17 protein-coding genes are annotated in these 14,852 nt (G+C 74.2%); 9 read left to right on the top strand and 8 right to left on the bottom strand.

Annotated elements, in window-relative coordinates:
- The first annotated feature begins 36 nt into the window (after positions 1-36).
- Entirely contained in the window at positions 37-564 is a 528-nt protein-coding gene (locus IEW90_RS03405) for a GNAT family N-acetyltransferase (RefSeq protein ID WP_188716026.1), read from the top strand.
- Entirely contained in the window at positions 564-1,493 is a 930-nt protein-coding gene (locus IEW90_RS03410) for a DMT family transporter (protein ID WP_188716028.1), read from the top strand. Before IEW90_RS03405 ends, IEW90_RS03410 begins: the two co-directional genes overlap by 1 nt.
- Before the next feature lie 37 nt (positions 1,494-1,530).
- Here the strand turns inward: IEW90_RS03410 and msrB are convergent, their stop codons facing one another.
- On the bottom strand, positions 1,531-1,929 hold the full coding sequence (gene msrB, locus IEW90_RS03415) for a peptide-methionine (R)-S-oxide reductase MsrB (protein WP_188716030.1): 399 nt from the start codon (positions 1,927-1,929) through the stop codon (positions 1,531-1,533).
- Between the two features lie 72 nt (positions 1,930-2,001).
- Between msrB and IEW90_RS03420 the strand changes: the two genes are divergently transcribed.
- From IEW90_RS03420 to groL, 4 genes are all read left to right on the top strand, one after another.
- Positions 2,002-2,352, top strand: a complete 351-nt coding sequence (locus IEW90_RS03420) for a DUF3263 domain-containing protein (RefSeq protein ID WP_188716032.1) — start codon at positions 2,002-2,004, stop codon at positions 2,350-2,352.
- On the top strand, positions 2,349-2,912 hold the full coding sequence (locus tag IEW90_RS03425) for a LytR C-terminal domain-containing protein (RefSeq protein ID WP_188716034.1): 564 nt from the start codon (positions 2,349-2,351) through the stop codon (positions 2,910-2,912). Before IEW90_RS03420 ends, IEW90_RS03425 begins: the two co-directional genes overlap by 4 nt.
- Positions 2,913-3,045: 133 nt before the next feature.
- On the top strand, positions 3,046-3,294 hold the full coding sequence (locus IEW90_RS03430; protein ID WP_373284702.1) for a cold shock domain-containing protein: 249 nt from the start codon (positions 3,046-3,048) through the stop codon (positions 3,292-3,294).
- Between the two features lie 182 nt (positions 3,295-3,476).
- Positions 3,477-5,096: a chaperonin GroEL gene (gene groL, locus IEW90_RS03435; RefSeq protein ID WP_188716035.1), complete on the top strand. Its 1,620-nt coding sequence runs from the start codon at positions 3,477-3,479 to the stop codon at positions 5,094-5,096.
- 88 nt (positions 5,097-5,184) lie between these two features.
- Here groL and IEW90_RS03440 read toward each other — a convergent pair whose 3' ends face one another.
- The 6 genes from IEW90_RS03440 to IEW90_RS03465 all read right to left on the bottom strand — a co-directional run bounded on the left by IEW90_RS03440 (position 5,185) and on the right by IEW90_RS03465 (position 11,643).
- Positions 5,185-5,475, bottom strand: coding sequence for a WXG100 family type VII secretion target (locus IEW90_RS03440; RefSeq protein ID WP_188716037.1), 291 nt, complete (start codon positions 5,473-5,475; stop codon positions 5,185-5,187).
- Between the two features lie 60 nt (positions 5,476-5,535).
- Positions 5,536-7,068 carry a sensor histidine kinase gene (locus IEW90_RS03445; RefSeq protein ID WP_188716039.1) on the bottom strand — a complete coding sequence of 511 codons (1,533 nt, stop codon included), beginning with the start codon at positions 7,066-7,068 and terminating at the stop codon, positions 5,536-5,538.
- A 75-nt stretch (positions 7,069-7,143) separates the two neighbouring features.
- The gene (locus tag IEW90_RS03450) at positions 7,144-7,839 is read right to left on the bottom strand and encodes a response regulator transcription factor (protein WP_188716041.1); all 696 of its coding nucleotides are present in this window, start codon (positions 7,837-7,839) and stop codon (positions 7,144-7,146) included.
- 54 nt (positions 7,840-7,893) lie between these two features.
- Positions 7,894-9,549, bottom strand: coding sequence for a DNA repair helicase XPB (locus tag IEW90_RS03455; protein ID WP_188716043.1), 1,656 nt, complete (start codon positions 9,547-9,549; stop codon positions 7,894-7,896).
- A gap of 113 nt (positions 9,550-9,662) precedes the next feature.
- A complete protein-coding gene (locus IEW90_RS03460) occupies positions 9,663-11,318 on the bottom strand; it encodes a helicase-associated domain-containing protein (protein WP_188716045.1) in 1,656 nt (551 codons plus the stop codon).
- A 13-nt stretch (positions 11,319-11,331) separates the two neighbouring features.
- Positions 11,332-11,643 (bottom strand): hypothetical protein, encoded by a 312-nt coding sequence (locus tag IEW90_RS03465; protein WP_188716047.1) that lies wholly within the window; start codon positions 11,641-11,643, stop codon positions 11,332-11,334.
- A gap of 96 nt (positions 11,644-11,739) precedes the next feature.
- Between IEW90_RS03465 and IEW90_RS03470 the strand changes: the two genes are divergently transcribed.
- On the top strand, positions 11,740-12,120 hold the full coding sequence (locus tag IEW90_RS03470) for a cold-shock protein (RefSeq protein WP_188716049.1): 381 nt from the start codon (positions 11,740-11,742) through the stop codon (positions 12,118-12,120).
- On the top strand, positions 12,104-12,907 hold the full coding sequence (locus tag IEW90_RS03475; protein ID WP_188716051.1) for a DUF3027 domain-containing protein: 804 nt from the start codon (positions 12,104-12,106) through the stop codon (positions 12,905-12,907). Before IEW90_RS03470 ends, IEW90_RS03475 begins: the two co-directional genes overlap by 17 nt.
- 77 nt (positions 12,908-12,984) lie before the next feature.
- Here IEW90_RS03475 and serC read toward each other — a convergent pair whose 3' ends face one another.
- Positions 12,985-14,088, bottom strand: coding sequence for a phosphoserine transaminase (gene serC / locus IEW90_RS03480; RefSeq protein WP_188716054.1), 1,104 nt, complete (start codon positions 14,086-14,088; stop codon positions 12,985-12,987).
- Between the two features lie 74 nt (positions 14,089-14,162).
- On the opposite strand from serC, the gene IEW90_RS03485 reads away from it, so the two are divergent.
- The gene (locus IEW90_RS03485) at positions 14,163-14,834 is read left to right on the top strand and encodes an iron-dependent transcriptional repressor DtxR (protein WP_188716056.1); all 672 of its coding nucleotides are present in this window, start codon (positions 14,163-14,165) and stop codon (positions 14,832-14,834) included.
- Positions 14,835-14,852: the final 18 nt, after the last annotated feature.

Here is a 14,852-nt window from a genome sequence, read left to right on the forward strand (position 1 = left end):
GCGCCGAGAGGCGCTCGGCCATTCTAGGCTTGTCCGGTGCGCCGCCTCCGTCCCTGGCCCCCGATCCAGGACGCGCCCGCCGTCCTCGCCGCGTTCCTCGCGAGCGACGACCTGCACCGCCAGGCGCCGCCCATCCGCGACCTCGCCGAGGCCCGCGCCCACCTCGAGGCGATCGTCGACGAGGGCTGGGCGATCGACGACGGCACGCCCGACGACCCGCGCGCCGTCGGATGCGTGCTCGCCTCCGAGCGCGACGCCCGCCACGGCACCGCGTGGCTGTCGTACTGGCTCGCGCCGGCCGCGCGAGGGCACGGGCTCGCGAGCGCGGGCCTCGACGCCGCATCGCGGCTCCTCCTCGCCGGCGGCCTCCACCGCCTCGAGCTCGGCGCCCGCGCGAACAACCCGGCCTCCATCGCGGTCGCCGAGCGCGCCGGCTACGTGCGCGAGGGCGTCGAGCGCGAGCGCCTGCGCTACGGCGACGAGCGGTTCGACGTCGTGCGGCTCGCGCGCCTCGCGACCGACCCGGCCCCCGCATCCGACCCGCTTCCCGTCGAGGAGGCCTGATGCGCACCACGATCGTCTGGGCGCTCGTCGCCGTGCTCGCGGGCGCCGGCATGGCCGTGCAGTCGCGCGTCAACGGCGAGCTCGGCCTCGCGCTCGAGCACGGCATGCTCGCCGCGCTCATCTCGTTCGGCATCGGCCTCGCGGTGCTCGGCGTCATCGCGCTCTGCTCGCCCGCGCTGCGCCGGGGCCTCGCGCGGCTCGTCGCGGCGATCCGCACGGGCGAGATGCCCTGGTGGTACGCGACGACCGGCCTCATCGGCGCCTTCTTCGTCGCCGCGCAGGGGCTCGCGGCAGGCATCACCGGCGTCGCGCTCTTCACCGTCGGCGTCGTCGCCGGCCAGACGATCAGCTCGCTCGCCGTCGACCGGATGGGCCTCGGCGGCCTCGCGCGGAAGCCCGTCACCGCGCCGCGCGTCGCGGGCGCGCTGCTCGCGCTCTGCGCCGTGGTGCTCGCCGTCGGCGGGCAGGGCGGCACGCCCTCCTGGCTGCTCGTGCTGCCGTTCGTCGCCGGCCTCCTGCAGTCGCTCCAGCAGGCGATGGGCGGCGTGGTGCAGCGCACCTCCGGATCCGCGCTCGCACAGGCGACCTCCAACTTCCTGCTCGGCACGGCGGCGCTCGCCCTCGTCGTGCTCGTGCAGACGATCGCCGGCATGCATGCGCAGCCCCTGCCGACGAACCCCGTGCTCTACGTCGGCGGCGCGCTCGGGGTGGCGTTCATCGCCACGGCCTCCATCGCGGTGCACCACCTGGGCGTGCTGACGCTCGGCCTCGCGACCATCTGCGGCCAGGTCGTCGCCTCCGTGCTGCTCGACCTGCTGCTGCCGGTGCACGGCGCGGGGGTCACGCTGCCCGCGATCGGCGCCGCGGCGCTCACGATCGTGGCGGTCGCGGTCTCGGCGCTCCGCCGTCCGCGGCGCCCGCGCGCCTGACGCGGCGGCCGACCGCCCGCAGGGGGACGGACGGCGCTCAGTCCTCCGGGCGGAACTCCATGGCGAGCGAGTTCATGCAGAAGCGGTCGCCCGTCGGGGTCTGCGGCGCGTCCTTGAAGACGTGGCCGAGGTGGCTGCCGCACTTCGCGCAGCGCACCTCGGTGCGCACCATGCCGAGCGAGCGGTCCTCGATGAGCTCGACCGCGTCGTCACGCGCGTCGAAGAAGCTCGGCCAGCCGCAGCCGGAGTCGAACTTCGTCTCGTCGTCGAAGAGCTCGTTGCCGCACGCGCCGCAGGCGTACACGCCCTGCCGCTGCTCGTCGAGCAGCGCGCCCGTCCAGGGGCGCTCGGTGCCGGCCTCGCGCAGCACGCGGTAGGCGTCGGGAGAGAGGGCTTCGCGCCACTCGGCGTCGGAGCGTTCGATGCGGTCCGTCATGCTCCGATCGTACGCCCGTCGCGCTCGCGTTTCGCGGCGGGCGAAGCGCCCGGCAGTGCCTAGGATCGAGCCATGCCGATCGAGCCGCGCGAGCGCCGGGAGGGGACCGCCGACGAGGCGGCCGCCCTCGCCTTCGCCGCGGCCGTCGACGCGGATGCGGAGATCGGCCCGCTGGACGAGGCCGCCGAGCCCAGCGCCGACGAGCTCGCGTCCGCGCGCGAGGCCCGCATCCGCCGCATCCTCGACTTCGAGGGGGCGTGGACGAGCCACGGCGGTGCGAAGGCGCGTGCGATCCGCGCGGAGTTCGGCTGGACGCCCACCCGCTACTACCAGGTGCTCGACGGCCTGCTGGAGACCGCCGAGGCGGTGCGGCACGACCCCATGCTCGTGCGACGCCTGCTCCGCCTGCGGGAGGCGCGATGAGCCGCGGCACGCAGCAGCGCGTCGGCGCGCACCGAGCGCCTGCCGAGCGCGGATGGCCGTGGTGGGCGATCGCCCTCGCCGCCGTCGCCGCGGTGGTGCTGCTGACCGCCGCGGGCGTCTTCGCGCTCGAGCTCGCGCGCCCGCGAGCCACGGCGCCCACGATGCCGGTGGAGACGGCCCAGGCCGCGATCACCGACCCCGCGCAGATCGACCCGGCGCTCGACGCGTCGATCTCGGTGCTCGACGCCTCCGGCGAGCCGGGCCTCGCCGCGGGCGTCGGCCAGGCGCTCGCCGATGCCGGCTGGGACGTCGCGGCGACGGGCGGCTCGACCGAGCAGGGCGAGGCGACCGTGGTCTGGTACGACAGCCCCGAGCTCGAGCCGGTGGCGCTCGGCATCGTGGGCGCCCTCGGCGTCGGCGAGGCGCAGCCGTCGGCGGGGCGCATCTCGGGATCGCCCATCACGATCGTGCTGGGCGCGGATGCGCCGGGCAGCGTGCCGAGCGTCGCGCCGAGCGACGACGGCGACATCACGAGCTCGCCCGCGCCTCCCGCCCCCTGACCCCGTCGTCGGGCGGTCGATTCTGCGCGACCCTCCGGTTGGGGTACATTCAAGGGGTACAGGAAGGCGCGGCCGGCGGCCGCACTCGGCCTGCCGCAGCGCGGCGCCGAGCGAGGTCGGGGGAATCGCGCAGATGAGCATGGACACGTCGGCGAGCGACGAGCGGCTGCTCGGCACCGTCAAGTGGTTCGACCGCGAGAAGGGCTTCGGGTTCATCCGCGTCGACGAGACGGACGCCGAGGTGTTCGTCCACTACTCCCAGATCCGGATGGACGGCTTCCGCGTCCTCGACGAGGGCCAGCGCGTCTCCCTCGCCATCGGCCAGGCCCCCGGCGGCCCCCAGGCCGAGCAGGTCGAGCCGCACCCGCTCGCGCTCGACTGAGCGCGGCCGCGCTCGCCCTCGGCCGCTCGCCTCCGCGCCCGACGCAGCGCGCCCGTCCGCCCACGGCGGATCGCCCTCCGCTCGCTTGCACTCCCATGCGGCGAGTGCCAGACTTGCCCCTGGCACTCCCTCCGGTGGAGTGCCAGTGAACGTGATTGCGTCCAGGAGGGACGAAGACTGCTATGGCAAAGATGATCGCTTTCGATGAGGAGGCCCGTCGCGGTCTCGAGCGTGGTCTGAACACGCTCGCCGACGCCGTGAAGGTGACCCTCGGCCCGCGCGGCCGCAACGTCGTGCTCGAGAAGAAGTGGGGCGCCCCCACCATCACGAACGACGGCGTCTCGATCGCCAAGGAGATCGAGCTCGAGGACCCGTTCGAGAAGATCGGCGCGGAGCTCGTCAAGGAGGTCGCCAAGAAGACCGACGACGTCGCCGGCGACGGCACCACCACCGCGACCGTGCTCGCCCAGGCGCTCGTGCGCGAGGGCCTGCGCAACGTCGCGGCCGGCGCCGACCCGATCAGCCTCAAGCGCGGCATCGAGAAGGCCGCCGCGAAGGTCGCCGAGCAGCTGCTCGCGAACGCCAAGGAGATCGAGACGAAGGACGAGATCGCCGCCACCGCGTCGATCTCGGCCGCCGACGAGGAGATCGGCGCGCTCATCGCCGAGGCGATCGACAAGGTCGGCAAGGAGGGCGTCGTCACCGTCGAGGAGTCGAACACCTTCGGCACCGAGCTCGAGCTCACCGAGGGCATGCGCTTCGACAAGGGCTTCCTGTCGCAGTACTTCGTGACGGACCCCGAGCGCCAGGAGACGGTCTTCGAGGACCCGTACATCCTGATCGTCAACTCGAAGATCTCGAACATCAAGGACCTCCTCCCGATCGTCGACAAGGTGATCCAGGCGGGCAAGCAGCTCGTCATCATCGCCGAGGACGTCGAGGGCGAGGCGCTCGCGACGCTCGTCGTGAACAAGATCCGCGGCATCTTCAAGTCGGTCGCCGTCAAGGCCCCGGGCTTCGGCGACCGCCGCAAGGCGATGCTCGCCGACATGGCGATCCTCACGGGCGGCCAGGTGATCTCCGAGGAGGTCGGCCTCAAGCTCGAGAACGCGACGCTCGACCTGCTGGGCCGTGCGCGCAAGGTCGTCATCACGAAGGACGAGACGACGATCGTCGAGGGCGCCGGCGAGGCCGACGCCATCGCTGGCCGCGTGCGCCAGATCCGCTCGGAGATCGACAACACCGACAGCGACTACGACCGCGAGAAGCTCCAGGAGCGCCTCGCGAAGCTGGCCGGCGGCGTCGCCGTCATCAAGTCGGGCGCCGCGACCGAGGTCGAGCTCAAGGAGCGCAAGCACCGCATCGAGGACGCCGTCCGCAACGCGAAGGCGGCCGTCGAGGAGGGCATCGTCCCCGGTGGTGGCGTCGCGCTCATCCAGGCTGCGAAGTCGGTCTTCGACACGCTCGAGCTCCAGGGCGACGAGCAGACCGGCGCGAACATCGTCAAGGTCGCGGTCGACGCGCCCCTGAAGCAGATCGCGCTCAACGCCGGCCTCGAGCCGGGCGTCGTCGCCGAGAAGGTGCGCAACCTCCCCGTCGGCCACGGCCTGAACGCCGCCACGGGCGAGTACGTCGACATGCTCTCGGCGGGCATCTCGGACCCGGTGAAGGTGACGCGCTCGGCGCTCGCCAACGCCGCGTCGATCGCCGGCCTCTTCCTCACCACGGAGGCCGTCGTCGCCGACAAGCCCGAGAAGGCGCCGGCCATGCCGGCCGACCCCACGGGTGGCATGGACTTCTGATCCACCGAGCGAAGGGCCCCGGCGAACGCCGGGGCCCTTCGTGGTCTCGAGACGGGCCTGCGGCCCTCCTCGGCCCGCGGGTGGGGGCCTACGCCGCGAAGAGCCTCGTGTTGCCCGCCTCCACCTCGTCGTACTGGCGGCCGGCGAGCGCGAGCGCCTCGGTGATGCCGGCGAGCGACTCCTCGACGCGCAGCTGCGTCGCGCGCCAGTCGTGCAGCACCCCCTGGAAGGCGACCGACGCCTGCCCGCTCCAGCTGTCCTGCAGCGCCTGCAGCTGCGCGTGCATGGAGGCGACCTCCGACTGCACGCGCGCGGCCGTGCCGCGCACCGCGATGTGGGCGCCCTGGATGGCGTCCGCGTCGACGATGTACCTGCTCATGATCCCTCTCCTCCCGCGCGGAGCCTCCGCGCTGGACGGCACCGTAGGGGAGCGGGCCCGTCAGCCGCGGCGGGCGGCGCGACGCTGTGGATCGTCGAGGGGCGTCGCCGTCGGCAGGTCGCGCCGCAGCCGCTCGCTGAGCGCGATGACCGCGTCGTCGCCGGCCAGCGGGATGGCGATGCGGAAGGTCGCGCCGCCCCCCTCGGTCTCGACGACGTCGATGCGGCCGCCGTGCGCCCGCACGATGCCCTGCGCGATCGCGAGGCCGAGGCCCGAGCCGCCCGTCTCGCGCGTGCGGGAGGTGTCGGCGCGGAAGAAGCGCTGGAAGATGCGGCGGCGGATCTCCTTCGGCACGCCGTCGCCGTGGTCGATGACGAGCGCGACGGCCTGCCGGCGGCGCGGCGAGACGCCGACGCCCAGCTCGATCGGGGAGCCCTCGGGCGTGTAGCGCATGGCGTTGCCGATGAGGTTGGCGATCACCTGCCGCAGCACGTGCTCGTCGCCCAGCACGATCGCGGGCGGCGTGAGCGGCGGCGGCGTGAAGAGCGCGGTGGGCTGGTCGTCGTCGCCGTCCTCGATGGGCCCCATCTGGTCGGGGTCGATCGCGAGCACGGCGATGCGCCGGTCGGGCGCCTGCACGCGCGCGTCGCTCGCCGCGTCGTTGACGAGCGGCACGAGGTCGAGCGGCTGCAGGTCGAGCGGCCGCCGCTCGTCGAGCCGCGCGAGCTGCAGCAGGTCCTCGACGAGGCGCGCCATGCGCTTCGCCTCGCCCTCGATGCGCTCCATGGCGTTCTGGACGTCCTCGGGGCGCGTGATGGCGCCCATCCGGTACAGCTCGGCGTAGCCGCGGACCGACACGAGCGGCGTGCGCAGCTCGTGGCTCGCGTCGCCTACGAACTGGCGCATCTGCGCCACCGAGGCGTCGCGCTGCTCGATCGCCGCCTCGATGCGGTCGAGCATGGTGTTGAGCGAGAGCTGGAGGCTGCCGACCTCAGTGCGCGGGTGCGCCCCGGTGACGCGGGTGTCGTAGTCGCCGTCGGCGAAGCGCTGCGCCTGCGCGGCGACGCGCCGCAGGCCGCGCAGGGTCGACCCGGCGAGGATGCGGGTGAGCGCCGCGCCGAGGATGATCGCGAGCACCGAGAAGCCCGCGAAGACGAGCATGAACGTGCCGGTCGTCTGGTCCTGCGACCTCAGGTCGACGGCCACGATCGAGACGAGCAGCTCGCCGGTGCCCTCGACGGTCGACGGCGACAGCAGCATCCGGTACTGCGTGAGCCCGTCGTTCGAGAGGGTCGTGAACGCCCGCTCCTGCTGCGCGACGGTGCCGATGGAGAGCTGCGAGATGTCGGGGTTCGACGGGTCGGGCAGCTTGTTGTCGCACAGGATCGTGCCCTGGGCGTCGGCGACGCCGAGGTAGTAGGTGTTCGGCATCCGCTGCGCGAGGTCGCACTGCTCCGGCCGGTCGGAGCGGGTGATCGGCTCGCTCGTGAAGGCGCGCATGGCCTGCTCGAGCTCGCCGTCGGCCTCGGCGACCTGCGAGTCGCGGATGATGCTGAGCGTGCCGACCCCCGCGAGCGCGAGCCCGAGGGCCATCACCACGACGATGAGTCCGCTGATGCGCCCGGCCAGGGAGGTCCGGGCGAGGAGCTCGCGGAGGCGGGCGAGCACCTACGCCTTGGGGGACTTCAGCATGTAGCCGAAGCCGCGCTTCGTGACGATCATCGGCTCGGAGGTGGAGCCGTCGATCTTGCGACGCAGGTAGGAGATGTACGACTCGACGATGCCGACGTCGCCGTTGAAGTCGTACTCCCAGACGTGGTCGAGGATCTGCGACTTCGAGAGCACGCGGTTGGCGTTGAGCATGAGGTAGCGGAGCAGCTTGAACTCGGTGGGGGAGAGCTCGACCTCCTCGTCGCCGACGCTCACCTCGTGGGTGTCCTGGTTCATGACGAGCTCGCCGACGCGGATGGTGGCGTCGTCGGTCTCGGCCATCGTGCGACGGAGGATCGCCTTGATGCGGGCGATGATCTCGTCGAGCGAGAAGGGCTTCGTGACGTAGTCGTCGCCGCCGACGGTGAGGCCGGTGATCTTGTCGTCGGTGTCGTCCTTGGCGGTGAGGAAGAGGATGGGCGAGGCGAAGCCCGACGCCCGCAGCCGCTTCGTGACGCCGAAGCCGTTGATGTCGGGCAGCATCACGTCGAGCAGGATGAGGTCGGGCTCGTCCTCGAGGACGGCCGAGATCGCGGCGGCGCCGGCGCCGACGGCGCGGACGTCGAAGCCTGCGAAGCGCAGGCTCGTGGACAGCAGGTCGCGGATGTGGGGCTCGTCGTCGACGACGAGGATCTTGGCGTTGGGCTCCGTCATGCGTTCAGTCTCTGACCGTTCTCTGTGACGTTCCTGAACGTCACCGGAATCCGCTCAGGCGACGCCCGCGCGGTCGGCCGCGCCGAGCTCGTGCTCGTCGAGGATCGTGTACGCGTAGCCCTGCTCGGCGAGGAAGCGCTGGCGCCCCAGCGCGAACTCCTGGTCGACCGTGTCGCGCGCGACCACGGTGTAGAAGCTGGCCGTCCGGCCGCCCTTCGGGCGCAGCAGGCGGCCGAGGCGCTGGGCCTCCTCCTGGCGCGAGCCGAACGAGCCGGAGACCTGCACCGCGAGCGAGGCATCCGGCAGGTCGACCGAGAAGTTCGCGACCTTCGAGACGACGAGCACCCGCTCGCGGCCCTCGCGGAACGCCTGGAAGAGCACCTCGCGCTCGGCCACCGGCGTCTCGCCGGTGATGAGCGGCGCCCCGAGCGCCTCGGCGAGGTCGTCGAGCTGGTCGAGGTACTGCCCGATCACGAGGGTCTGCTCGTCGGGGTGCTGCTCGAGCACGCGGCGCACGGTCTGGATCTTGCGCGGGCTCGAGGCCGCGATCCGGTAGCGGTCGCGGTCGCCTGCGGCGGCGTACTCGAGCCGCTCGTCCTCGTCGAGGTCGATGCGCACCTCGTAGCACTCGGCCGGGGCGATGAAGCCCTGCGCCTCGATCTCCTTCCACGGGGCGTCGAAGCGCTTGGGGCCGATGAGGCTGAAGACGTCCGACTCGCGGCCGTCCTCGCGCACGAGCGTCGCGGTGAGGCCCAGCCGGCGGCGCGCCTGGAGGTCGGCGGTGAGCTTGAAGACGGGCGCGGGCAGCAGGTGCACCTCGTCGTAGACGATGAGCCCCCAGTCGAGCGCGTCGAGCACTCCGAGGTGGGCGTACTCGCCGCCGCGCTTCACGGTGAGGATCTGGTAGGTCGCGATCGTGACCGGCTTGATCTCCTTGCTCTGCCCGGAGTACTCGCCGATCTCGTCCTCGGTGAGGCTCGTGCGGGCGAGCAGCTCGGCGCGCCACTGTCGCGCGGAGACGGTGTTCGTCACGAGGATGAGCGTGGTGGTGTCGGTCGCGGCCATGGCGGCGGCGCCGACGATCGTCTTGCCGGCGCCGCAGGGGAGCACGACGACGCCCGAGCCGGCGTCGGCGAAGTGCTGCACCGCATCCGCCTGGTACGGCCGCAGCTCCCAGCCGTCCTCGTCGAGGTCGATGTCGAGCGGCGTGCCGGGCGTGTAGCCGGCGAGGTCCTCGGCGGGCCAGCCGAGCTTCACGAGCTCCTGCTTGAGCTCGCCGCGCGCCCAGTCGACGACGCGGATGCCGCCGTCCGCGGGTCCCGCGAGGAGCGGCTGCACCTTCTTCGAGCGGCGCACCTCCTCGAGCACGGGGCGGTCCTGGCTGCGCAGCACGAGGCCCTCGTCGTCCCGCTCGATCGTGAGCCGGCCGTAGCGGCCGATGGTCTCGCGGATGTCCTGCGCGACGCCCGCCGGCACCGGGAACTTCGCGAACCGGTCGAGCGTGCCGACGATCTCGTCGGCGGTGTGGCCGGCGGCGCGGGCGTTCCACAGCCCGAGCCGCGTCACGCGGTAGGTGTGGATGTGCTCGGGCGCGCGCTCGAGCTCGGCGAAGACCTGGAGCGCCTGGCGCGCGGCCGTGGCATCCGGGTGGGCGACCTCGAGCAGCACCGTCCGGTCGGACTGCACGATGAGCGGGCCTGGGAGCGTCACAGCCGACCAGCCTACTCCCGCGTCCTCCGGGGGCCGAGGGGCGCTCGCTGCGGGCGGACGCTCCGGGCGGGGGAGGGAGGGCGCGATGCGTGGGCGGATGTCGGCGCGCCGGCTCAGGAGGCGACGCCGAGGCCCGCGACGCGCGTGATGGCGCTCAGCGGCAGGGTGCGCTCCACGTCGCGCGCCGCGTCGCGGGCGCGGAGGCGGCCGTTGGCGACGGCGAGCGGCACGAGCTCGACGTCGACGGGGTCGGTCGAGGTCGTGACGGTGAGCCGCACCGGCAGGCGGTCGCGGGCCGCCGCGACGAGCTGGCGCTCGAGCCAGGCGCGCTCCTGCTCGCCGACGTCGAAGCCGGTGTCGCGCAGCCTGGCGACGAGGCGGCTCGGCTCGCGCTCGCGCGCGGGCGCGCGCTCGGGGAGCCGCACCACCAGCTCGCCCGCCTCGTCCTCGAGCACGGCGGGGTAGCGCTCCTCGAGGAGCGCCTCGAGGGTCTCCTCGGCGCTGGTGCGGAACGTCGCGCGGTGGGGACCCGCGGCGGCGGCGCCGGTGGCGGCGAGCGCGCGGTCGACGGCGACGGTGCGGATGAGCTGGGCGTCGTCCGAGCGTGCCTGGGAGCGCGCGCCGCCCTCGGCGAGCGGGTCGACGGCTCGCACGCGCACGGCCCCGAAGCGCGCGGCGGTGTCGCGCACGAGGTAGGCGACCGGCTGCGGGAGGCCCGTGAGCGAGGCCGCCTCGAGGAACGCCAGCACGTCCTCGACCGACTCGCCGGCGGCGAGGCCCGCGGCGACCGACCGCGCGGTGATGCGCCACTGCGAGGCGATGCCCGCTCGCTCGATGGCGGCGATGCGGCGCAGCCGGCCCTCCACCTCGGGGGCGAGCGGACCGGGGGCGACGGCCGAGAGGTCGGGCTGCAGGTAGACGGATGCCGTGGCCGGCGGCACGTGGGTCGCGAGCGCGGCGCGTGCGGCATCCGGATCCTCGACCGCCTGGACGGCGAGCGTCGTGGGCGCGCCGCGGTCGGCGAGGCCGAGGGCGCGCGCCTGGCGGGCCTGGCGCTCGCGGACGGCCAGCACCTCGGCGTCGGCGAGCGGGAAGGCGGCGCGGAGGTCGTCGGCGGCGACGGCCGCGGCGTCGGGCACCGCCGCGAGCCAGGCGCGCGCGAGGGCGAGCCAGCGATCGGGCACGGGCGCGGCCAGCCAGTCGTCGGCGGCGGTGGTGGCGAGCAGGCGGCCGTCGCGGCGGTCGAGGAGGCCCGCGAGCAGCACGGGCTCGAGCCGCTCCTCGAGCAGCGCGGCGTCGGCGTCGATCGCGCCCGCGAGCTCGCGGGCGGTGGCTGCGGGCAGCTGCGCGCGGCTGCGCAGCCGCACCGGGCGGTCGGCCACTCGGTGCACGAGCTCGCCCGCCTTGATCGCCTCGTCGATCGCCGTGTGCGGCGCGGTCGGGCTCTCGGCGGGGGCGGGCGGCGCCGGCGGCTCGGGGAGCCGATCGGTCGCGACGGCCGCGGCCTCCGCGACCGCCGGCAGCGCGGCGCCGTCGACGCCGAGCATCAGCGCGTCGAGGCGGGCGCTCGAGCCGCCCTCGGCGAGCGTCCGGAGCTCGGACGCGGTGCGCCAGCGCAGCGCCCGCTCGATCGAGGCGGGGGCGACGAGGTGCTCGGCGAGGTCGAAGGTCGAGCCGAGCTGCGGCGGCGCCTGCCGCTCGACGACGAGCAGGTCGAGGGCCTCGTCCGGGAGCGCCTGGATGCGCGCCGCGAGGGCGACGACGTCCATCAGGCCGGCTCCATCAGCGCCCGCGCGCCTTGCCCGAGGCGCTGACGAGCACGAGGGTCACGAGCGTGACGACGGCGAGCGGCAGCGAGACGAGCGGCAGCCAGAACGCGTACTGCCACGCGACGCCCGCGAAGAACGGGTTGCCGTCGCGGAAGGCGATGTGGAGCAGCGTCGCCGCGAAGCCCAGCACCGCGATGCCGCCGAAGGCCACGACCAGGGCGGCGAGGGCGCGCTCGACCCCCTCGCGGCGCGATCGGGGCCGCGCCTGCGCGGGGCGCGTGCGCGGCTTGGGACGCTGCGTCGGGTTGCTGCTCGCCTTCGGCATCCGACCAGGATATCGCGGGACGGGGCCCCCAGGCCCCGCCCACTACGCTGGGAGCCTGCGGCAGGGCGCCGCGCGACGGACACCATGGAGGGTGCGATGCCGAGCGGCAGGGTGAAGTTCTTCGACGAGGCCAAGGGCTTCGGCTTCATCGCGGGCGACGACGGCGTCGAGGTCTTCCTCCACGCCTCCGCGGTCCCCGAGGGCACCCGCATCGCGCCGGGCGCGCGCGTCGAGTACGGCATCGCCGACGGCCGACGCGGCCCCCAGGCGCTCTCGCTGCGCGTGCTGGGCGCGCCGGCGGGCGCCGCGCGGGCGCAGCGCCGCGACACCGAGGACATGGCGATCATCGTCGAGGACCTCGTGCGCCTGCTCGACACGATCGGCAACGACCTGCGCCGCGGCCGCTACCCGAGCGCCGCGCACGGCTCGACCATCGCCCAGATGCTGCGGAAGGTCGCCGATGACCTCGACGCCTGACGCCCCCGCTGAGCAGGACCCCGCCGTCGCGGCCGAGCCGATCGACGAGGCCGTCGCCCGCATCGACGAGGCGGAGGCGCGGGCCGACGAGCCTGCCGCGCCGCTGCTGGAGGTCGCCGACGTCGACGCCGCGGTCGAGGCGGCGCCGCTCGACGCGCCCGCCCCGGAGGCGGCAGCCGAGGACGACGCCGATGCCGCTCCCGCCGAGGAGGGCTCGCCGGCCTCGGAGGCGGCTCCTGCTCCCGAGCCGGAGCCCGAGCTCGAGCCCGAGCCGCGGCCGGAGCCGGTGCCCACGACGCCGACGATGGAGGAGCTCGCGCTCGCCGTCGCCGCGCTCGACGAGATCGCTCCGAAGGGCGCCGTCGGCGAGGTGCTCGACGCGGTCGCCGAGGGCGAGCACGTCGTCGCCATCCGGCACGCGTCGCTGCTCTCCGGCTACCCCGACTGGACCTGGACCGTGCTGCTCTCGCGCGGCGTCGAGGGCAGCCCGACCGTGCTCGAGGCCACGCTCCTGCCCGGCGCCGGATCGCTCCTCGCGCCGGCCTGGGTGCCGTGGGCCGACCGGCTCGCCGACTACCTCGCCGCGAAGGAGGCCGCCTCGGCCGACGGCGACGCGGACGACGACGAGCTCGAGGAGGACCTCGAGTCCGACCTCGACGCCGACCTCGACGACGACTTCGACGACGACTTCGACGAGGACGAGGACGAGGACGACGAGCACGAGGTGGCCGACGGCGACGCCGACGCCGACGACGACCACGAGCCGTACGCGGCGCGCGGGGACTGACGCGCCGCAGCTGCGGCCCGCCCCGCCCGTGCGAGAGGCCCGCGACGCCGGAGCGTCGCGGGCCTCTGCGCGTACGGCTAGCGCCGGTCGAGCAGCCAGTCGAGGCTGCGCGTGAGCTGCACGACGTCGGCGGGCTCGATCGCCGCGAAGGTCGCGACGCGCAGCTGGTTGCGGCCGAGCTTGCGGTACGGCTCGGTGTCGACGACGCCGTTGGCGCGCAGTGCCTTCGCGAGCGCGGCCGCGTCGACCGAGTCGTCGAAGTCGATCGTCGCGACGACGTTCGAGCGGTGCGCGGGGTCGGCGACGAACGGCGTCGCCTCGGCGCGCCCCTCCGCCCAGCGGTAGAGCGTCGACGACGACTCGGCCGTGCGCGCGGCCATCGCGTCGAGGCCGCCCGAGGCGAGCATCCACCGCACCTGCTCGTCGAGCAGCAGCAGCGTCGCCAGCGCCGGGGTGTTGAGGGTCTGCTCGAGGCGCGAGTTCGTCACCGCCTGCTGCAGCGAGAGGAACTCCGGGATGTAGCGGCCGGAGGCGGCGACGCGGTCGATGCGCTCGATCGCGGCCGGCGAGGCGATCGCGAACCAGATGCCGCCGTCGGAGGCGAAGTTCTTCTGCGGCGCGAAGTAGTAGAGGTCGGCCTCGGAGACGTCGACGGCGAGGCCGCCCGCCGCGCTCGTCGCGTCGACGACCGTCAGCGCATCCGCCTGGCCGCGCACGACCGGGTGGAAGACGCCCGTGGAGGTCTCGTTGTGCGGGTACGCGACGACGTCGACGCCGTCCACGGCCTCGAGCACGGGGCGCGAGCCCGGCTCGGCCTTCGCGACGCTCGGCGCCTCGAGCCACGGCGCCGACGCCGCCTTCACGAACTTCGCGCCGAACTCGCCGAACGCGAGGTGGTGCGAGCGGCGCTCGATGAGGCCGAACGCGGCGGCGTCCCAGAACGCGGTCGAGCCGCCGTTGCCGAGCAGCACCTCGTAGCCCTCCGGGAGGGAGAAGAGGTCGGCGAGGCCCTGGCGCACCGAGGCGACGAGCGACTTCACGGGAGCCTGGCGGTGGCTCGTGCCGAGCAGGTCGAGGCTGCTCGAGAGGCGGGCGACCTGCTCGGGGCGCACCTTGGAGGGGCCGCATCCGAAGCGGCCGTCGGCGGGGAGGAGGTCTGCGGGGATGACGATGTCGGTCACGCGTCGATCCTACGAGCGGGCACGGGAACAATAGGGTGGGTGCGACGCAGGCGGCCGACGGACGGGAGTCGAGGGTGACGGATCTCGTCGACACCACCGAGATGTACCTCCGCACCATCCTCGATCTCGAGGAGGAGGGCATCACGCCCCTGCGCGCCCGCATCTCGGAGCGGCTCGGCCATTCCGGCCCCACCGTCTCGCAGACGATCGCGCGCATGGAGCGCGACGGTCTCGTCGTCGTCGCCGCCGACCGCCACCTCGACCTCACCGAGGAGGGGCGCGCGCTCGCGACGCGCGTGCTGCGCAAGCACCGCCTCGCCGAGCGCCTGCTCACCGACGTCATCGGCCTCGACTGGACGCTCGCGCACGACGAGGCGTGCCGGTGGGAGCACGTGATGAGCGAGCAGGTGGAGCGCCGGCTGCTCGCGCTGCTCGGCAACCCCACCGAGTCGCCCTACGGCACCCCGATCCCCGGGCTCGCGGAGCTCGGCCTCGCACCGGCTGCGGCGTTCCTCGACGGGGTCGTGCGGGCGACGGAGGCGCGCGGCGCCCACACCGTGCGGCGGCTCGGCGAGCCGATCCAGTTCGACGTCGAGGGCCTCGCCGAGCTGCAGGCGGCGGGCGTGCTGCCCGGCGCGCGCGTCGACGTGGCGGCGGCGGGCGACCGCATCCGGATCGCGGTCGAGGGCGGCGCGGCGATCGACCTGCCGGTCGAGCTCGCCCAGCACGTCTACCTCGCCGCCTGACGCGGGCCGTCCGGGCCA

This window comes from Agrococcus terreus, assembly GCF_014645235.1.
Lineage (GTDB): Bacteria > Actinomycetota > Actinomycetes > Actinomycetales > Microbacteriaceae > Agrococcus > Agrococcus terreus.